General features: G+C 59.1%; 17 protein-coding genes and 1 pseudogene. 7 read left to right on the top strand and 11 right to left on the bottom strand.

The genetic code is table 11. The annotated features are described in order from the left end of the window. The first annotated feature begins 291 nt into the window (after positions 1–291). The 3 genes from ABLE71_RS02930 (at position 292) to ABLE71_RS02940 (ending at position 3,636) form a co-directional block, all read left to right on the top strand. Positions 292–2,178, top strand: coding sequence for a tetratricopeptide repeat protein (locus ABLE71_RS02930; protein WP_348783643.1), 1,887 nt, complete (start codon positions 292–294; stop codon positions 2,176–2,178). Positions 2,179–2,503: 325 nt separating this feature from the next. Beyond that, positions 2,504–3,094 (top strand): ankyrin repeat domain-containing protein, encoded by a 591-nt coding sequence (locus tag ABLE71_RS02935; RefSeq protein WP_348781867.1) that lies wholly within the window; start codon positions 2,504–2,506, stop codon positions 3,092–3,094. A 14-nt stretch (positions 3,095–3,108) separates the two neighbouring features. Continuing rightward, on the top strand, positions 3,109–3,636 hold the full coding sequence (locus tag ABLE71_RS02940) for a YHS domain-containing (seleno)protein (RefSeq protein WP_348781868.1): 528 nt from the start codon (positions 3,109–3,111) through the stop codon (positions 3,634–3,636). Positions 3,637–3,647: 11 nt separating this feature from the next. Here ABLE71_RS02940 and ABLE71_RS02945 read toward each other — a convergent pair whose 3' ends face one another. The 3 genes from ABLE71_RS02945 to ABLE71_RS02955 all read right to left on the bottom strand — a co-directional run bounded on the left by ABLE71_RS02945 (position 3,648) and on the right by ABLE71_RS02955 (position 7,902). Beyond that, positions 3,648–5,840 (bottom strand): adenylate/guanylate cyclase domain-containing protein, encoded by a 2,193-nt coding sequence (locus tag ABLE71_RS02945; protein WP_348781869.1) that lies wholly within the window; start codon positions 5,838–5,840, stop codon positions 3,648–3,650. A 437-nt stretch (positions 5,841–6,277) separates the two neighbouring features. Then, a complete protein-coding gene (locus ABLE71_RS02950; RefSeq protein WP_348781870.1) occupies positions 6,278–7,084 on the bottom strand; it encodes a methyltransferase domain-containing protein in 807 nt (268 codons plus the stop codon). An 11-nt stretch (positions 7,085–7,095) separates the two neighbouring features. After that, positions 7,096–7,902, bottom strand: a complete 807-nt coding sequence (locus ABLE71_RS02955) for a methyltransferase domain-containing protein (protein WP_348781871.1) — start codon at positions 7,900–7,902, stop codon at positions 7,096–7,098. 250 nt (positions 7,903–8,152) lie between these two features. On the opposite strand from ABLE71_RS02955, the gene ABLE71_RS02960 reads away from it, so the two are divergent. Together ABLE71_RS02960 and ABLE71_RS02965 are read left to right on the top strand one after the other, a co-directional pair. Further along, positions 8,153–8,425: a LysR family transcriptional regulator gene (locus ABLE71_RS02960; RefSeq protein WP_348783644.1), complete on the top strand. Its 273-nt coding sequence runs from the start codon at positions 8,153–8,155 to the stop codon at positions 8,423–8,425. A gap of 11 nt (positions 8,426–8,436) precedes the next feature. Next, positions 8,437–8,652 (top strand): annotated as a pseudogene (locus ABLE71_RS02965) (LysR substrate-binding domain-containing protein); the annotation flags it as partial. On the opposite strand, the gene ABLE71_RS02970 reads toward ABLE71_RS02965, so the two are convergent. After that, positions 8,578–8,757 (bottom strand): hypothetical protein, encoded by a 180-nt coding sequence (locus ABLE71_RS02970; RefSeq protein WP_348783729.1) that lies wholly within the window; start codon positions 8,755–8,757, stop codon positions 8,578–8,580. The pseudogene ABLE71_RS02965 and the gene ABLE71_RS02970 sit on opposite strands and share 75 nt — an antisense overlap. Here ABLE71_RS02970 and ABLE71_RS02975 point away from each other — a divergent pair. Next, positions 8,696–9,043: a LysR family transcriptional regulator substrate-binding protein gene (locus ABLE71_RS02975; RefSeq protein ID WP_348783645.1), complete on the top strand. Its 348-nt coding sequence runs from the start codon at positions 8,696–8,698 to the stop codon at positions 9,041–9,043. The genes ABLE71_RS02970 and ABLE71_RS02975 overlap by 62 nt on opposite strands. 231 nt (positions 9,044–9,274) lie before the next feature. Here the strand turns inward: ABLE71_RS02975 and ABLE71_RS02980 are convergent, their stop codons facing one another. The 3 genes from ABLE71_RS02980 to ABLE71_RS02990 all read right to left on the bottom strand — a co-directional run bounded on the left by ABLE71_RS02980 (position 9,275) and on the right by ABLE71_RS02990 (position 12,499). Beyond that, entirely contained in the window at positions 9,275–10,534 is a 1,260-nt protein-coding gene (locus ABLE71_RS02980; protein ID WP_348781872.1) for a divalent metal cation transporter, read from the bottom strand. Between the two features lie 138 nt (positions 10,535–10,672). Next, the gene (locus ABLE71_RS02985) at positions 10,673–12,145 is read right to left on the bottom strand and encodes an adenylate/guanylate cyclase domain-containing protein (RefSeq protein ID WP_348781873.1); all 1,473 of its coding nucleotides are present in this window, start codon (positions 12,143–12,145) and stop codon (positions 10,673–10,675) included. Positions 12,146–12,226: 81 nt separating this feature from the next. Beyond that, positions 12,227–12,499, bottom strand: coding sequence for a hypothetical protein (locus ABLE71_RS02990; RefSeq protein ID WP_348781874.1), 273 nt, complete (start codon positions 12,497–12,499; stop codon positions 12,227–12,229). A 451-nt stretch (positions 12,500–12,950) separates the two neighbouring features. Here ABLE71_RS02990 and ABLE71_RS02995 point away from each other — a divergent pair, with 451 nt between their 5' ends. Beyond that, a complete protein-coding gene (locus ABLE71_RS02995; RefSeq protein WP_348781875.1) occupies positions 12,951–14,861 on the top strand; it encodes a glycosyltransferase in 1,911 nt (636 codons plus the stop codon). 14 nt (positions 14,862–14,875) lie between these two features. Here ABLE71_RS02995 and ABLE71_RS03000 read toward each other — a convergent pair whose 3' ends face one another. From ABLE71_RS03000 to ABLE71_RS03015, 4 genes are all read right to left on the bottom strand, one after another. After that, positions 14,876–15,943: an acyltransferase gene (locus ABLE71_RS03000; RefSeq protein ID WP_348781876.1), complete on the bottom strand. Its 1,068-nt coding sequence runs from the start codon at positions 15,941–15,943 to the stop codon at positions 14,876–14,878. A 3-nt stretch (positions 15,944–15,946) separates the two neighbouring features. Beyond that, complete coding sequence (locus tag ABLE71_RS03005; protein WP_348783646.1) at positions 15,947–17,224, bottom strand: BNR-4 repeat-containing protein; 1,278 nt, start codon at positions 17,222–17,224, stop codon at positions 15,947–15,949. Positions 17,225–17,286: 62 nt separating this feature from the next. Continuing rightward, the gene (locus ABLE71_RS03010) at positions 17,287–17,982 is read right to left on the bottom strand and encodes a class I SAM-dependent methyltransferase (protein ID WP_348781877.1); all 696 of its coding nucleotides are present in this window, start codon (positions 17,980–17,982) and stop codon (positions 17,287–17,289) included. A gap of 451 nt (positions 17,983–18,433) precedes the next feature. Continuing rightward, entirely contained in the window at positions 18,434–19,234 is an 801-nt protein-coding gene (locus ABLE71_RS03015; protein WP_348781878.1) for a glycosyltransferase, read from the bottom strand. Positions 19,235–19,253 lie beyond the last annotated feature (19 nt).

A 19,253-nucleotide genomic window follows, 5' to 3' on the forward strand; every position in this document is an offset into this window, starting at 1 on the left:
CCAGTCGTCATCCCGAATAGCAGAAAGGCGCCTCGTTGCGGACGCTGAGAGCAGTTTGCCGGCTTGCTGAAAGCCGACGTTCTAATTGACGCGCTGACTGCCGCAGTTGTGCTGTTGGGAACATTGGCAAGATCACCGGCATGGAAATTGGCATCGCATCATCGGCTCGCTGGCGAAATCGAACCGGACACCAGCATCGGCCTAGGATACCCTCTCACCCGCTGCAATTTAGGTCTCCTTTACGCTTCGACAGATGCCGCGTATTATTCAGTCGAAGGCGGGGTCGGAGACATGGACCGCAAGCTTGCCGCCATTCTGGCGGCCGATGTGGTTGGCTATTCCGCTCAAATGGAGCGTGATGAGGCGGGCACGTTTGCACGGCTGAAAGCTGGTCGCACTGAGCTTTTCGAACCAGAAATCGCGAGGCATCACGGTCGCATTTTCAAGCTCATGGGCGATGGAATGCTGGCTGAGTTCGCCAGCGTTGTCGATGCGGTGGAATGTGCCGTGTCATTGCAACGTGGCCTAACCGAGCGCAATGCTTCGCTGCCCGAGGCCGAGCAGATCTTGGTCAGGATGGGAATCAATCTCGGCGAAGTCATAATTGACGGTGACGACCGCTATGGCGACGGGGTCAATATTGCCGCCCGCCTCGAACAATTGGCGGAACCCGGTGGCATATGTGTATCGGGGAAGGTGGCGAAGGAGGTTGAGAAGAAGCTCGCCTTCGGCTTCGAACCTATGGGTGAAAAGAAGGTCAAGAACGTCACCGAGCCGGTACAGGTTTTCCGAATAACATTGGAGAAGCAAGGTATCCGCCGTCGCTCGATCTGGTCTCGTCCGCGTTGGGCTTTGGTGGGGACTGCGGCCGTCGTGGCGGTTCTACTTGCCGCCGGATCAGCTTGGCAATTCTGGCAGGCGGCGCCAGTGAGTGTCCGGCCATCGGTGGCTGTGCTACCGTTTGAAAATTATGGCGGCGATGAGGCTACTGGGCGGCTGGCTGACGGCCTTACGGAAGACATCATTACTGACCTTGCGCGCTTCCCGGAAATGGAGGTGGTGGCGCGTAATTCAACGGAAGCATACAAGGGCAAGCCAGTGGATGCCCGAGAGGTCGCCAAAGAGCTCCATGTCGGCTACGTGCTCGAAGGCTCGATCCAGCGCCAGGGCGGTCGCGTCCGGATCACCACGCAGCTGATCGACGCGCAATCCGGCAACCATCTTTGGTCGGAGCGCTGGGACCGACCGACTGAGGATGTGTTCGCGGTACAGACCGAGATATCCGAACAGGTCACCAACCGGCTCGGCGGCGGCGCGGGGCTGATCCAGGAAGCAGGGCGGGCAGCAGCCAAACGTAAGTCGCCAGAAAACCTGAACGCCTACGAACTATATCTGCTTGGCACCGAGAAACTTGAGCAGTTCACCAAGGAGGATATCCAGGAGGCCATCAACCTGCTCAACCGCGCCGTCGAGCTCGATCCAGGCTTGGCCCGCGCCTGGGTCGAACTTTACCACGCGCACTCTGTGTTGGCGAACTTCGGCGTCGATCCCGAGAAGGGAGCGCATGCGGCTGCAGATGCAGCCCAACGCGCCGTTCGACTCGATCCGAGCGACGCTGAGGCTCACGCCGCGCTCGGCATGAGCCTGGGCGATCGGGGTGACCTCGCCCGCGCCAAAATTGAGCTGGACACGGCGTTGCGCTTGGCTCCCGGTTCGGCAGAAATCTTGACCTTTTATGCCGGCTGGGCGGTATCCTTTGGCGAACCAGAACTTGGTGCGGAAATGGTCGATCGGGTGATCCGGCTCGATCCGAACTATCCGATGTGGGCCACGGGACCCTTTTCGTATGCTTACTATATGGTGGGGCGATACGACGACGCGCTGAAGATGCTGGAAGGCCTGACACCGGAAAACTACAATAAGTTTAGGTGGATAGTGCGCAGTGGTTCGCTCGCCGGCTCCGGACGGATAGAAGAGGCGCAAGCCTCGGTCAAGGAAGCGCTTAAGAGGTACCCCGATATGACCGTCGAGGGTATAATCAACGCGCCGGGGATCAGCGCCGCCGAGCGCGACCGCTACTTGGCAACCTTGCTGCCGGCAGGTTTCCCGCCATGCGCCTCCGCCGAGCACCTGTCTAAGACAACCGATCCGGAACGTCTTCCCGAATGCTTGAGGTAGTTCAGCGAGCTTCCAGAACGGCGCGACATCGACAACGAATACATCCTTGCTTCTAACGCCAAGCGGACCCACTGCTTCCCGCAAAACTGCTGGTCGGCAATGCGCCTCATTTCGGTCATTGAGGGCGCATCGGCCGCTTCATAAAAGCTGACTTCGCCGACGGCGAAGCTGGAGGCCGAGGTAGCGTCAATCCCAGTCATTCGTGGCGCAATCCGAAGCGGACATTTCTTTTGCTGCCTCGTATGTGGGCAACGCGAGAGCGCCATGTCGCCGACCACCGCCCTGCCGAACTTGTACGCCATCCCTGCGCGTGCTATTTGTGGACATGCGTGGGCTGTTGGCACTTCTTGTGTTGGCATTCGCGGCAACGACGGCGGCCGCAGGCGATTTGCTGTTTGATGCGGTAGCTGCGGGGGATAAGCCCGCGGTCGAGCAGGCCTTGGCAAGTGGCGCTGATATCGATAGCCGGGCTCCTGATCAGGCAACCCCCCTCATCGCTGCTGCCCTGGCCGATCAACTCGCCATTGCAGAATTCCTGCTGAGCAAGGGCGCCGAAGTCATGGCGCGCAATTCCGGTGGGTTTACCCCCCTCCACGCGGCTGCTTTTTCTGGGAGCCTTCCGATCGCCAAGCTGTTGCTCGAGCAGGGGGCAGTGCTCGAAGACTCAGCCAATAAGTCGGGGGTCACACCCTTGATGATAGCAGGTGAAGAAAACCATGTCGAACTGGCAGAATTCCTCATTGAGCAAGGTGCGGATGTGAACCGTGCCGAGGGTCATGGCTACATGCCGATTACTCGCGCGTTCTGGAAGGGTAATACCGACATCATAAAACTATTCAAACGGCATGGCGCCACTTGCCAGGCGAAAGTCCTTGGCGAAGCGGGCGCCGCGAAGTGCGCAGCGATCCACGATTGATAAGGAGAGCGCAGATGGCCATAGCAATCATAAGGAATCTAATTCGCTGTTCATTGTCGACAGCCGCATTTGCGGCCGCGGCGATTGTCGGCACAGGACCGGCTTTCGCCGACGATTCAGTGAACACCGGTTATTTCGGCGGAGTGGCGATCATGGGCTACGACACGGTCGCCTATTTCACCGAGGGCAAGGCCGTAAAGGGTTCCGAAGATTTTTCCTATGAGTGGCTTGGTACGCCGTGGCATTTCGCTAACAAGAAGCACCAAGAAATGTTTATGAGCGAGCCTGCCAAGTACGCTCCTCAATACGGTGGTTACTGCGCGGGCGAGGTCGCACTCAATGAATCGGTCACCGTCAATGTCGATCCGGAAGCGTTCAAGATTATAGATGGCAAGCTCTACCTGATCTATGACGAAGGGAATGCGGCCGCTTTTGCGGACAATGCCGATGATCTTGTTCCGAAGGGCGATTCTAAATGGCCAGTCGTCGAAGCAAAGTTGGCAGTCGATGAACCGGATTGGAACTTGATCAACAACCCATGAGACTTGCGAGCCTAGTTCACCACGAAGTGAAACACCTTACCTGAATTGACGTAGGTATAACCTTCGCCGGAAGGGTCGCTGCGCCTGTAGACGGGACCACAGTCGGGGCGTCCAAACATATTCTCGCTCTGCTCGCACAAGAGGTCGCGATCGACGTAGACTCTCTCGGTGAGCATTCGTGTTATCGTCCGAAAGACTGCGGTGCCGTCTGGCTCTATCTGCATAATGGCTAGAAGCCCGTTGGGTTCGAGTTTGCCTTTCAAGGTCTTGCCAGCAACAACAGATGCGATTTCAGCGCCGTTCAACCGGTCCTGTTCATCAGCGGTGAAGCCGAACGGCCATTCGGGCAGTCCTGCCTGGCGTAGCGCGGCGATGATCGGCGCCAAGTCTTGGGCGTTGCGAAGGTGAGCATAATGATTTCGAAACGCGTCCAACGACCGCAGTCGAGCCAAGGATTCGGTCCTCGTCACCAGCCGGAGGCCGTCTGCAATCGCCGCTTTGGCGTCTGCTAAGCGGCCGGCGCGGGCATAGGCCGCTGCGAGTAAAATCCTAAGGCTGCCGGCCTCTGGAGCATCGTCGCGAGCGCGTTCGAGTGTCTCAATGGCTTTCTTGGTGTCCCCGAGCAAAAGTAAGACAGCCCCGACAACCTCCCGGTCTATCGGAGCCAGATTGGGATCAAGTTTCGTTGCCGTTTCGACGGCTAATGCCGCTTCGTTATGATTTCCGGCGAACACCTGGATGTAGCCAACAGCAATTTGCGTTTCAGCGTCTCCGGGGCCCAATGCGACAGCACGCTCCGCTGAGGTGATCGCATCTTCATAGCGGCGATCCATGACCTGCATAATCCCGAGAACGGCGTAGGGCGATGAAAACTCCGAATCGAGCTCCAAAGCACGGCTTGCCTTCTCATAGGCTCTCTTTCGCGCAAGCGCGCTCTGAATGATATCGTCGGAGGCAGTGCGCCAAAGATAGACACTCAGCCGTGCATCGGCGGCGAAGGCCTCGGCGAAGGTGGGGTCGATATTCTGCGCCTTCTCATAGAGCGCAAGCGCCTCGCGGAATCCGTCGCCTCGACCGGTGCGCGCCTCCCGCTCCGCACGCAGGTAGGTATCGTAGGCTTCGAGATTTGCGGTCGGTGGGCGTGCCATTCGCTCGCTCTCGGCTGCCGAAGCGTGGACATCGAGCGCCTTGGCGATCTCCCGGCTCATCTCGTCCTGGACAGCAAACACGTCCGCGATGCCGCGATCGAACCGGTTAGCCCATAGGTTGTCGCCAGTGGCGATATCGATCAGCTGCGCGTTGAGGCGAATTTGATCGCCGGTGCGCCTGACGCTCCCGTCAACGACAAAGCGCACGCCAAGTTCACGCCCGACATCCGCCAAAACGATGGGTTCTCCTTTGTAGGCGAAGACGGAGTTGCGAGCGATTACATCGAGGCCGGAAAGCTTTGCAAGGTCGGTGATCAAATCTTCGGTGATGCCGTCGGCAAAATAGTCCTGGCCAGGATCGCCGCTCAGGTTCGTAAACGGCAGGACTGCAACTGATGGCTTTCCGAGCGCGGAGGGCTTTTGCCATTGCCATGCAAAAATGCCTGCAAGCATGACGATGAGCAGCGCTGCTACTCCTGCCAAAATCATGATGGGCGAACCTGGTCGGCGCGGCGCCACCAGGATCTTCCCCGCTTCTCCGGGATGGAGCAGAACCCGATAGGCGCGAACCGGATCGGCGATATTCTTGAGGCGCTGCTCTCCGAGGTCCGCAAAGCCGACATCCACTTTGTGCACCGCGTGATCGAACGCCGTGCCGGAGATGCAAACACCGCCCGGCTCGGCCATCGCTTCCAAGCGCGCCGCGATATTCACACCATCTCCATAGATGTCGTCGCCCTCGACGATAACGTCGCCGAGATTGACGCCGATGCGAAACCGGAGCTTCCGGGCTTCGGCGGTGTTCTTGTTGCGGTCGGCCATTCGGCGCTGGATCACAGCAGCGCACTGGACGGCCTCGACGACGCTGGCGAACTCAACGAGCGCGCCGTCGCCCATGAGCTTGATCATGCGGCCGTGGTGCTTCTTGATCTCGGGATCGATCAGCTCGCGACGGCAGCTCTTCAGTCCCTCGAGCGTTCCTACCTCGTCCTCGCCCATGAGGCGGCTGTAGCCAACCACGTCGGCAGCAAGTATTGCGGTAAGCCGTCGCTCCATAGGTGCCCTGCGCCTTCCCTGTCGGTCTAAGCGGCTTTGCCTTCAGCCTATTCTAGTCCTGCTTCGGACGCGAGTGTGCGCGACCGACTGTCGGCTAGGGGTCACATCGGATCGGATCGAAAGACTCGCGAATCGAGTGAAGGGACCGGGACCTGTGAAGGGCGGCGGAACACGGCGCGGAGCCCAGGCAGAAGCCGGCATCGATGCTTTCACTGATCACGTTGACACCCCGGAAAGGTCCCGCTTCTGAATATCCGAGCCTCAAAGCGCTGGGCTGCTCTCTGCCCCCCAACCTGCCAGTCAGCAAGGCGCCCCCGAAACGGTCATTCAGTCAAGGTGAATTATTGTCCAAAGCTGCCATCCTCGTGGGAGTCGACGAGGCTGAAGCCCGATGTCTCACGCACTGCTGGTCGCGCCGCTTTGCTGCTTCCTCCGTTCTAACCGATCGCCGTCGCAAGATTGGTCCGGAGCTCGAAGGCCAGCATTGATCCGTCGGTGTAGGATTGCTGTATCGGCACGCTTTCGCCGACGATCTCCTCAACAAGATCCTTGCGCGCCTGATCATTCAAAGCCTTGCCAGCGGCGCTCATGCCGACGAGTGCCATCGCGTTCAGCCGCAAAAACGGGGTGTCTGCGTTGAAGCGGATCTTGCGCGTAAGAACCTTCGATCGGACATCACTGAAACCCGCGTCCCGAAGCAGCGTCTCAAGCGGGGCAGCATCTCCCAAGGCGTAACGCTGATCCGAGATGGCGCCCAGATGCCGTTCCGCCACATGGCGAAGCTCTCGAAAGAATGGAATCTCCTCGTCGGAACGCCACGTGGCGACAGCCAGCCTTCCGTCCTTCGCCAATGCTCGACGCATCTGCGCCGCGGCCGCTGGCTTATCGGGAAAGAACTGCAGTCCCTGTTGACAGACGACGACGTCGAACTGTTCGCCGTCCTTGAGCGGCAAGGCGCTGGCATTGCCTTCGCGCCATTCGATGCTTGGCGCGACAGCGCGTGCAACCGCAAGCATGTCGGGACTGATGTCGATGCCAACAACATGCCCAGCATCGCCGATCCGTTCCCTTGCGACGCGCGCAAGTATTCCCGTTCCGCAGGCGATGTCGAGAAAGCGGTCTCCCGAGCCCAGCACTTCTTCGACAGTCATTTCGGCCCAAGGCCGGAACAGCGGTCCTACGAGCCACTGCTCGTACATCTGAGAGAAACTAGTCTGGTTCATTGCATAGCTGGGAAGGTTCATCGTCTCCTCCTCTAGGCCAGTGCACCAGGCTTGCGAGCGATAAGGCTGGTGTAGGCGATGTGCCCGAAAAATGTTCCAGCATTCGCCCGGCGGCGCGCCTCCGCCCTCAACGCCGCAGCGGTCTCTTCCCCAACAGAGCCGGAGGCGCGCAGAATGTCGGTGCCTCTGTCGACAACGGAGAGCATGTAGGCACCCCCCGTCGTCTCCGAGAAACCGTGGCTGCGAAAACCAACAAGCTCGAAACCTGAATTCCGAACGAGCGCGCAGAGCCGACGCATCAGCCAGCGGTCGTTCACAGAGCTGTCCATCATCGTATTCACGCAAGCTTGCAGCGGATCGTGATCGCCGAGCGCCACCGTCGCGGTTGCGTAGTCGCCGTCGAACACGGCGAGCCTGCCAGCCGGACGAAGCATGCGATGAGCCTCGGCAAGAGCACGTTCCGGTCCCGGCACGTGCGAGAGGGTTGAATCGAAGATAGCGACGTCGAACGCTTCGCTGTCGAAGGGGAGCGACCGTCCATCAGCTTCGTTGAAAGTCACATTGGCAAGGTCCGGAGCCAGCTTTCTCGCTTCCCGGATAAGGGAAGCCGCCGGATCGACGCCCACCACTGTCTCAACATTCGGCCATTGTGCGAGCATCCGCGTCAGCACGCCTGTCCCGCATCCAATGTCCAAAACATGCGCGCCCGCCGGAAAATCGATCCCGGAAAGAAAAGCGCGCCGCATCGCCTGCTGCTGCGGGTCGGCGCCTCTCGCCTCCAGCACGCCCGCAAGGCGCTCCAGCATGGATGAATCGAGGTCGGCAACGGTCGCCCACACATCCTGCATCGTTCGCGCTCCTTCTCCCATCAAGGCGGGCGAAACATACCGGAAACGCTCTTGTCCTGGACCACCGGACGCAAAACCGCGCGATCAGCCGGTCCAACCGCTTCGGATAACCAAGCCGAACCGGGAGCTTCCCGTGCTCCGGCTGCCGAACTAGGGTAGGCTCGTTCAGCAGATGCAGCAATTACCGAGAATTTATCGACTCGATGAATGACGAGCATCAGGAGGACTATCCAAGGTGGAAATGCATGAGGTTCGATATTTTCTGGCCGCATGCGAAACCTTGAACTTTCGCAAGGCGGCGGCGCAATGCCACGTCACGCAGCCGGCGCTGACCCGCGCCATCCAGAAGCTGGAGGCCGAGCTTGGGGGCGCCTCTTCAGCCGGGAGCGTAGTCACGTTCAGCTCACCGATTTCGGGCGTCTCATACGACCGCACCTGGACGACGTCCTGCGTCGCACCAGCGATGTCGAGCAGGTCGCCCGACGCTTTCTCAAGCTCGAGGCAGCTTCCTTGACGCTCGGCGTCATGTGCACGATCGGGCCGGTGCGCTTCGTGGGGTTCCTCAACGACTTTCGCACCGATCATCCCGGCATCGCGGTCACGGTGACCGAGGGCGTGCCGGCCCGGCTCACCGAACTTCTTCTGGAAGGAGAGCTGGATATCGCACTAATGGCCCAGCCGTTGCCTTTCGACAAGCGTCTCGACGCGGAGCCGATCTACGCCGAGCGCTTCGGCGTTGCCTTCTACGCCGGGCATCCGTTTGAGCGGCAGAACACGCTTCAACTTGGCGACGTCGAGGGCGAACCATACCTCGATCGCATCAAATTGCGAATTCGCCGGCCACATCGACGAACTCTGCGATGCGCGCGGCATCAAGATAGAGATCGCCTATCGAAGCGAGCGCGAAGACTGGATCATGGCCATGGTCGCGGCCGGTATGGGCGTCTGTTTTGTGCCCGAATTCTCCGCCCTCACTCACGGTGTCCGCCATCGACCGGTTGCCGATCCGGCCATTGTTCGCCAGGTCTCGCTCGTTTCAGTCCACGGCCGCCCGCTTTCGCCTTCCGTCGCGGCTTTTGCCAAAGCTGTAAGGTCGTACGACTGGAATCCGACAATCGATCAGCATGTCTGATGGAGCATCTGACGGCGGGCGGCGATCTCAGCGGCTTATTTCGATCTGACCCCGCCACAGGTGTTGAACGACTGGTATGCGCCTCGAGGTAGTCATTCAGACGGTGCAGTCCCTTCACCAAAAGCGGACTCACTGATGCACAGGCTTAAGGCAGCTGTGTACCCAAGGGACAGTTGGTTCACCGAGGCCGCGGCCTTAAACGCGAGAAGGCCAGCACGGTTCGATCTCCCACTACAGGACAAACATCGCCAGCGCCGCAGAGGTCATCACGGCCGTTGCGAGCCAGCCCATGATTTTGAGCCCAAGAGGGGCGACAAAAGAACCAAGATGCTTTCGGTTAGAGACCACGATCATCGTCGCTGTCATCAAGGGCACGGCGATTACCCCGTTCAGCACGGCACTCCAGAACAAAGCCTTGATCGGGTCGAACGGCAGAAACAGCATCAGGAGCCCGAGGGCAAAAGCGAGCGCGATTACACCATAGAAGGCTTTGGCGTTCTGCGGCGTTTGCTCGAGCCCGATGCGCCAACCGCGCAACTCGCCTATCGCATAGGCGGCCGAGCCTGCCAGAACCGGTAGCGCTAAGAGCCCGGTTCCGATGATGCCCAGACTGAACAGCAGGAAGGCGAACTCGCCCGCGATTGGCCGCAGAGCCTGAGCGGCATCGGCCGAGGTGGCGATATCGGTGATCCCGGCGGTGTGTAGCGTAACGGCGGTGGTCAGGACGATAAAGAACGAGATCAGACTGGAGAACCCCATGCCGATAGAGGTGTCCCAGGCGATCCGGTCGAGTTCAGATGGCGCCTGATCGGGATGATCGAGAAGCGAGCCATCCCCGGCCAGCATCTCGTCCTCCACCTCCTCGGCACTTTGCCAGAAGAACATGTAAGGGCTGATCGTCGTGCCGAATACGGCGACGATCGCGACCATGGTTTCCCGTGAAAAAGCGACCTGCGGCCAGAACATCCCTCGCACGACCGCACCCCAGTCGATGGCAACAGTGAAAACGACGCCGACATAGGCGAGCAGGCTGAGCGTGAGCCATTTGAGAATATGCACGTAGCGGTGATAGGGCATGAGGACCTGCAACAGCAGCGAACCCACTGCAAAGGCGACCGCGAAAGCGACTTCGCCCCAACCCAAAACCAGCCGCGCTGCCGCGCCCATCGCCGCGAGATCAGCGCCGATGTTCACTGTGTTGGCCAGGAACAATAAAGCGACAATGACGTGCACCAGAGACCGCGGCAGCACACGCGCCATGTTGACGGCGAGTCCCTCGCCAGTAACGCGCCCTATCCGAGCACAGATGGCCTGGATCGCCGTCATCAGTGGATAGGTCAGCGCAACCGTCCACATCAGGCTAAGGCCAAACTGCGCGCCTACCTGCGAATGGGTGGCGATACCACCCGGATCGTCATCTGCCGCGCCGGTGATGAGCCCTGGCCCCAAAGACCGAAACCACGAGGTGCGAGGCGGCCCGGTCTTACTCACTCCGCTGCCTCCTTGGTAGCTGATGGCGCACTGATTTCAGACGTATTTGCTCAACAAGCTTCGTGAACTAGGATTTCTGGAATTAACGTGATTGGTCCATATGACACGGCCCGGATCGATCGTCGCCGTCACTCACCTTCAGTCGAGCGCAAGCCAAATTTGTCCGGCCTCCTCGCGCCAGGGAATGAGTTTTAAAGGCGCGCGGTTTTTCGAAATGTCCCCTAGCATCGGCATCTGTTGGGACACTCCGTCATCATTAAGCGCCTCGCACCAGGATACGATTTCACCAGAAGCGAGATCGAAGCAACTCTCATGCCAGCGGCATCTGATGGTCCCTTCGTCATCAATGCGGCTGGCAGGCGGTGTCGTGCCAGCCGCCGCGGCCTCGAAGAACGGCAACTTCAGATGCGGGCAGGCATTATTGAAAGCGAAGATCTTTTCACCCTTCCTCAGAACTACCGCATAAAGGCTCGGGAATCCCAGCACCGTCGGCTCACCCTCAACGAGGGAATCAAGACGTATAGCCTTGTGCCAAGTTTTGCCGCCGAGGCGTACCGTGTCGCGAACCACGACAGCGTTCAACGCGCGTTCAGCCTCCGGCTGCAACTTCACGATCTCATACAGCGTAATGCGATCCGTTGTGCCGGGGAGCCGCACACGGACGAAATCGGTCATCTCGACATCGTCTTTTACGCGATTGTACAGCGCCTCGGAGACGAGGAGCCGAGTGCCGGCTTCCTTGTTGGCTGCCTCAACGCGGCTTGCGACATTAACGGTGTCGCCAATCGCGGTAAGGCGCTCGTTACCGGGCGAGCCGATTGAACCGATGACCGCGTCCCCCAAATGCAGGCCAATACGTATGTCGAACTCTATTCCGTACATCGACGCAAAGAAGGGCTTCATCCGGTCGACAGCGGCAAGCGTCTGCAGCGCTGCATTGACCGCGCGGATCGGCGCGTCGGGTTGACCGTCGACGCCAAATATCGCCATCAGTCCGTCGCCGACGAACTTGTCGATATAGCCGTCGTTCCGTTCGATCAACTCGCCGACCTGCGCGAAATACCGGTTAAGGAGATACATCACGTCATAAGGCGTTAGCGTCTCGGAGAAACGGGTGAAGCCGGCAACGTCGGAGAAGAAAAGAACGACGGACTTCAATTCGCCGGACTTTGTGTTGGCGCCCCGCTGCAATTGGTTTGCGATGAGGAGATCCGTCTCGTCAAGCACGAGGCGACGGAACACTATATCGCCGGTTGGGCGAAGCTGGCAGGCCAGGCGGATGTCTTCGGTCAGGTGCAGTCGGCCGGTCAGGTCGCGTTCTAGTTCACCCTGTACTGGACAAGCTTCCACGCCATCCAGGATCCAGATACGGCAAGTGGAGCATTTTGCTTTGCCGCCGCAAGCATGCGTGATTGGCAGATGCGCCCGTCGTGCGGCCTCGAGTACCGACTCGCCGGTGGCGCAATCGATTGCGATGTTGTCTGGAAGAGATCGAAGAGTCGGCATGAACTGAACGGCCCCCGCTGAAGGATCCAGCCCGCACACCTCGAAGCGGTCCGAAAAGGCTTGGCCGACGCGGCTTTCAACAGCGCCTAGTTTGCCGATCCGCATCCCCGTGACTTCAAGAACTGTAACCACCGCCATCGGTCGCGACGGGGCGGCTGCCTGCGGCTGGTTTGGTCGGCGGGGCGGCTACCCTTTCGATTCGACCAGGATCACCAGTGACTCCGGTACCACGCCATCGAAGGCCATTGCGTCGGCGGCTGCTTTGCTCTGCATCATTGCCGACAGCTTATCCATATCCGGCACGTCCATCATCAGCGCCACACGTTTGGGGTTCTGCGGATCGACGAAGGTGCGGATGTTGGTAATCCCGAGCGCGCCGAACAACTCTTTGCGCTTCGGGGAACTGAGCCAGTGCTCGGCACCTTTTGTAATGTTGTGATGGCCAATAATTGTTGGCATGGCATCCTCCCACGCCGACGGTTGAAATCGCGCCGAATGCCGCGATCCATCTGCGCAAGGCCAATGAGCGCCGTTTCCAATGGACTGTCAATTAGCCATTGCTGATGGCAACCTCCGGTTTGAGACCTCAAGTCGACACCTGAAAATCTACAAGGGCTCGATACAGGAACAGCCGCTTTAGCCATTTGGCTCTCGATTGCGGACAGTCAGGTTACGGCCCCATAACTGCCAATCGGCTACGCGCCTCATTGCGGTCGCTCAATATCATTTGATCAAACCGAAGAGCGGTCATTCAAATCGTAAACGAAAGGCTGCGTGCGACAGAGCGACCCTGAAGGCAGGATGCCACTCGATGAAAGCGTGTTAGGCACATCCGACGTGATTAAACGTGCTTGTTGCAGCGATGATCTCCGACCTTCTTCTACTAGGAAGGAGGTGTTAGGAAGCGGGTATGAAAGCGTTTATCCCATTTCAAACCCCCGTCTTCGTCAGGCAAGTCGAGGCCGGCCGTTACGTCATCCGCGAGGTTTTGGATGTCGCTACGGCTTGTGAGGTGCATCGCTCGTGGATTGGCCGCGAGAAGGCGTGGCGGCGAGCCGCCGAAACGCTTTCCGAGTGCTTACATGGCAGGGGAACGTCAGAAGCAGCCTGTGCAGCATTCCGCGCCGCCGCAATTGAGGCTGGCTTCTACGTGGAACGGGATGCGGTGGCGTACTGGCCCAGATCTACGCGCGTCAGGCCGGACGATGACGCCATGTCCCCAATCGAGTCTGAAATTGCGGCATCGGGCATCGTCGACCCCGACTGGTATGTCGAGTGTAACCCCGATGTTCGCCGCGCGGGCATCGATCCGGTCTTCCATTTTGCGAGGTACGGCTATCGCGAGGGCCGGCAGCCCAACCCTTCGTTCACCGGGCGCTGGTACGAAAATGCAACGAAAATCATCGAGGCGCCGGCGCGAGAGTTAGGTGCGTCAGTTAGAGACGTAATCGAACGCTCACAAATAGTCGATCGTGACTGGTACCTGCTGCACCATCCTGACGTAGCAGCGGCTGGCTTTGACCCCGTCCAGCACTTCGCCGAATACGGGATGAGCGAAAACCGACAGCCGAACGCATTTTTCAGCCCTAGCTGGTATCTCGCAAATCATCCCGAGGTTTCGGATTCCGGGCTCGATCCGGCGCTGCACTATGTCCAGCATGGATCGCACAAAGGTTTGGACCCACATCCTCTTTTCGACAGCCGGCTCTATTTGCTTGACCGGCCCTATCTTGCGAAGGGCGATGCACTTAAGCACTTTCTGTTCAGTCGCCGCGCTGGGCAGGCAATCTCCATGCGGTTTCCTGCACCGCCTGTGCCAATTGAACGCTATCCGGAAGCCACGCAGTGGAGGATCGTCACGTCTCCGATTCTCACCAGACTTCCGGCCATACACTATCTCGCGCCCTACCTGCGGCCTGCTGGTTCGCCCGACGACGGGCCCCGGTCGATTGATGAGTTCGTCGAAAAGTCTCGTTCAGCGCCAATCCAAATCGGGGCATCACTTCGCCAGAGCGACCTCAACTTCGTTGTGGAGACGGAGCGTCGGAAACGAAGTCTCGTCGCCGAATATTCGGCTCGGCGGCAAAGCGAGTTGGTCTCTGTAATCATGCCGACTCGTAAGAAGACTGACACGATCGTGGATGCGATCAATTCTCTGATCGTGCAAACGTATCGCAATTGGGAACTTATCGTGATTGAAGATGGCCCCGATAGTGGGATCGAGGTGCTCCTCTCGGCCTATTATGATGACGACCGCATCAGCGTCGTACGCCATGACGTTCCGCGCGGCGTTGCGGCGGCGCGCAACACCGGGCTCGATCATGCATCGGGAACCGCAGTCGTTTATCTTGACGATGACGACCAATATGATCCCGACTTCCTGCTGATATCGCTCAACGCGATGCGCGATTCCGGCAAAAGAATGTTCTATTCCGCCCAGATGTTGTGGAACGGCTTCGACCAGCTTACCATGCTCGGCAGGAGGTTTCTGGGCGTCCTCTATTGCGATTTCGAGCGCGGTCTCCTTGAGCGGCAAAATTATCTATCGATGTCGGTGGTCATACACAACCGCGACTTGGTCGACATATGCGGTCGATTCGACGAGACTCTGACCAGGTTTGTCGATTGGGATTTTTTCCTGCGCATGACCGAAGTAGAAGTGCCCGCACGCCTGCCATTGATCCTGCATCACTACTATCAGTTCCGCACGCCCGGCAGTATCTCGGCGACGCACTCGATCGAGACCAATATCGACCGGGTTCGCTCGAAACTTAAAGACCGGCGCGCCCGCAGCGGGATGGAACAGGTAAATCTCAACTGACGCGCCGGGCGCGATCACGCGTTCTGCGAGACTGTGGTGGCGGCCATTGATCTCTGCCTGTCAGAACGCCAGTGTGTGTTCAGGTAGGTCCGCCCCGGCCGTTCGATCGTGTAGTAGCTGACCAGGGCCAGAATGACGCAAGCGGCGAGGCCTAGCCAGACGCCGATCGATGCCCGCTGAACATAGAATGGCTGCTGCCAGAGATAGAGCGAGAACGAGACGTTTCCTAGCCAGGCGAGCGGCCTCGTCCCCAGCAGCCCGAGCAAGGGCTTTGCCGTCGCGTCGAGCGTGACGACCGCTATCGAGAGCGACAACGTGCCTAAGCTATAGTGCATCCATTCCGGGAACGAATTCAGGCTAAAGCAAAAGCCGAGCGCAAAGCCAACCGGTGAAACCCACATCAGCCACCGCCCCGCCTTGAGTGCGAGTAGTTCCTTCAGGGCGAGATATAGGCCGAAGGGAACAAGCACCGACGCAGCGCGCACGTCGGTTCGCCAATAGAGATCGTGTCCTCCTATATCCAGAAGGTTCGCTTGCAGAACGCCTGAAATCATGCACGCAAAGCCGAGGGCAAGGGCAACACCCGTCGCATGTCTGCGATTGCGTGTGGTCAGGATGACGACCGCTGCTAGCAGCATGTAGCAATGCTCCTCGACCGACAGCGACCACAAATGATTGAACCACCACGCACCGCCGAAGAAAAAGTCGTAGTAATTGTAAAGGAAAAGCCAGGCGGCCAGAAAACTCGGCCAATCGGCGAAGCCGCTGTAATCCTTTCCGAAAAAGGGAAATAGCTGCGCAAATAGGACCGTTGCAGTCGTGAAAACGAAAAGCGCTGGCACAATGCGCGATATCCGGCGACGGACGAAAGTGCCGATGTCGATTCGGCAGAAGAACAATATCTCCGCCATTAGCCGGCCGCTGAGCACAAAGAACAATTCGACGCCGAACGCACCAAGGTTGATGTAGGCGGTCTCGAAGAAATGCCCCCACAAAAGGCTAACTATGGCGAGGGCACGCCATCCATCGAGATACCCAAGGCGCTCGGGCGCGTCGCCTGTCAATTCAACCGAACCTGTCACGCTTCATTCCACAGGCAGGGCCACAATCTGGGCTTCATAGTCGACATAGTGTCTGTAGGCGCTGATTTCGCCATATAGCAAAGTTCTGGTGCCTATCGGCAAATAGGGTCGGGCACAATCCAACGCGGACCAGGTGAGCTGTCTTTCTTTCCAACCGGCACCATCGCGCGTCTCCATGCGGAATATCTGCCTACGCTCACCCGCTTTGCGCGAGGCATAGACTATGTCTATGTCGTCGAGATCGAAACAGCAGCCGCCGGTGAAGTAGAATTCTCCCGCGGATGCGTCTGCAAAAGTCGGTCCGGCCGGACAGATTTCGCTGTCATCCCATCGATCGCCCGTCCACAGCGCCCTGCGATAGCGGTGGTCTGCGTCGCGTTCCGGAAACACGGCATAAAGCAAGGCCGGATGACCCTTTGCATCAATGCCGACCTGCCAGATCGAACTTTCGCCGGCTGGCGTAGAGCCGTCCCAAACCCTTATAAGGTCGTTTCCTGGCGTCAGGGGCAAATCGCCCAGATTCCGCCCGTCGCTTGCGCGAAAAGCCTCGCCGCCAGCGCCGTCCATTTCCATGTAGAAATGATAGAGGCTGTTCGGCGGCTGCTCGGCGTTTGGATGCCCGTCATTGCAGGCGATATCGATACGGGTAGGCCCGTTTCTGGCAACGCAGAAGTACGGCCGCTGTCCGGTGAGCACCCGCTTCGCCAACTTCCAGGTAGTTCCGCCGTCTGTGGACTTCGTATAGTGCAGCGACAGACTATCCACAGTCCTTGCCCGTAGGAACAGATAGATCGTGCCATCGCCCATCTCGACAGGCTGTGCGTAGGTGTATTCCGACCCGCCGAGTTGCAGGGCGATATCGACCGGTTTCGACCAGTCCGCGGCTGATTTCGGGTCGTCTACAAGTGATGCGGCGACGAAGAACCGATTGTCACTGTGGTGGCAAAAAAAGGCAAGCACCTGCCCGTCCTTTACCCTGACCAGCAGCGCCGCTTGATCGTGATCATCGAGATGTTTTGATTTGCCCAGGATCACCGGCTCGCCAACCGCTCCACCCTCATGCCTTGTGAGAATGGTTTCACCGCCGCCGTCCGTGCTCCGCGCGACGGAACTTGCAAGGATGCCAGATCTTATCCTGACCGCACTGGGCTGCGTGTACCAGACCCAGAAGCCCGGCTGCCTCCCGAGCCGGTGCTCGGGCTGCGGACGCAGATGCCGGTATAGCCATGCGCCACCGAACAGCGCGGCGGCCGAGAGGATAGCGTTCCGGCGTGTCAGCATCGCCTGCAAACTATTAGCACAGGTGCGGAAAAGCCAGTTGCAGAGGTCGCGCCGCCGGTTGACTATCTGCCGAATGGTACAAAGCGGGTGCCGCTGATCCCCCCGCCGTTTTGATCGATGGTGTGGCAGACGAAAAACGATCTTTGCACCTCGTCGATGGTCGGGTAGTCGAACATCCAGACGTGAGGCCACCCGTGGTCGTGGATGGTCTGCAGAAGGGAATCCTTCGTCTGCCACCAACTTGTCGGGTTAATGAACGACGACAGTAACGCCATGGATTTCCGGGTGTTCTCGTCTAGATCAGGCGCTTCCTTGAAGTCGGCGCCCGTCTCGCCATTGAGTTCGTAAACGTCGCCTAGCCCATAGCCGTTGATAGTGCCAGCGGGGTTGGCGAAGTGGGTATCGATGATTAGGGGTTTCCCCCTACAGCGTCTCAGCAGCGCGTGCTGCATCGTCTGATCTAGATGGTAATAGACGCCGAGGCATAGAATCAGATCGTAGTCGTCCGGGTTCCACGCCTCGGAGTTCAGATCGGCATGGATGAACGCGATCTCCGGAGGAAGGTCCGGCCGTCGCGCTGTTCTGACGTCGAGCGCCGTCGCTTTCCACCCCATGGCATTTGCGATCCGTGAGAAGCCGCAGTGCCCAGCACCCAAATCAATCAATGTGCCTTTTCTGCCAAGCACGTTCTCGATCAGCAGTAGGGCTTGCTCGAAAACCGACTGTCGCAGCAAGGGATAGTCAGGCTTCTGGGGCACGGAAATATTCACCTGATGCGCACATCAAGACTGGCATCAAGACCTCCCATTGCTTTCCGCAAAGCATATAGGACGCGCGGTCGAAACGCGACAAGCGAGGCGCGCCAAGATTAAAACTGGGACACCATCAGATCCGAACTACTCCTAACCGGCGTCTTTCATTTTGCGGATCAGTGCCAGCTAATCGGCGTCGAGTTCTGCTTTCCCCGCAGCACGTCGTAGAAGGGCGGATGTACCGCAAAGGTCGGTTTCGGCCGATCTGGGTCCGCTCTTGAGCAACGCAAAGCCAAGAGCTGCTGTTCCATACACGGCCCCATGTCAGCCGGTCAGATCTATGTTTGGAAGGCCTGTGCTGGGTGAGTTAGACGGTCCGCCGGAAGCCCGTGAAGGCGATACCGTCTTGGGGTTGGCCACAGACCGACCGTTAAAGACAATTGTTGCTATGCAGTTGCTACGAAGGCGAATAAGTTTTATCTTGAGACAAAACTATCATATATATCAATATTTTATCAATTTCTGCTCGAAGGCGCATCCAGCCCTTGAACCAGCGCGTGCGCTGGGGCAGCCAGGTTGCGAACGTCTCGGGCCCGCTCTCATAGGTCGGACAGGCGATGGTCTCGGTGCGATAGCCGAAGCGGGCAAGCCGCATGCCTAGATCGGCGTCCTCGGTGACGTTGTAGGGATCCCAACCGCCGACTTCTTCCAGAACGGCGCGGCGAAAATGGTTGGACGTGCCGCCGAGTGGCAACAGCAGCCGCCTGGCCGAGAGCCAGGGCAGCATGCCTCGGAAGAGCGCCGCGTATTCGAATGCGAACATCCGCGCGACAACGCCCCCGGTCCGGTTCGTAATCTCCAGCGGAGCCTGAACGCAGGCGACCTCGGGCGGCGACTCCCGAAATCTGCGCCAGGCGGCCAAGAGCTGCTTTGGATGCGGATGATCCTCCGCGTCGTAGAGCGCGACGAATTCGCCGCTCGCCGCCGGCAGCGCATAGGCCAGCGCCTTGGGCTTGGTGCGCGGGGAAGACGCCGGCACCTCGATCACCTCGATGTTGCGCGGCAGCGGCAACGCATGGATCGCAGCAAGCGTGGCCTGGTCGTCGGCCTCGCAGACCAGCTTGATCTCGAGCTTGCTCTTCGGCCAGTCGATCTTTCCCAGCGCCGCGACGAGCTCCGGCACCACCTCGGCCTCCTTATAGAGCGCAACCAGTACGGAATAGACCGGCAGATCGGCTGCCGGCACGGCCGGCGGCACGCGCGAGCCCCGCGGCCCC

The organism is Mesorhizobium sp. KR9-304, from assembly GCF_040049215.1.
Classification (GTDB): Bacteria; Pseudomonadota; Alphaproteobacteria; order Rhizobiales; family Rhizobiaceae; genus Mesorhizobium_K.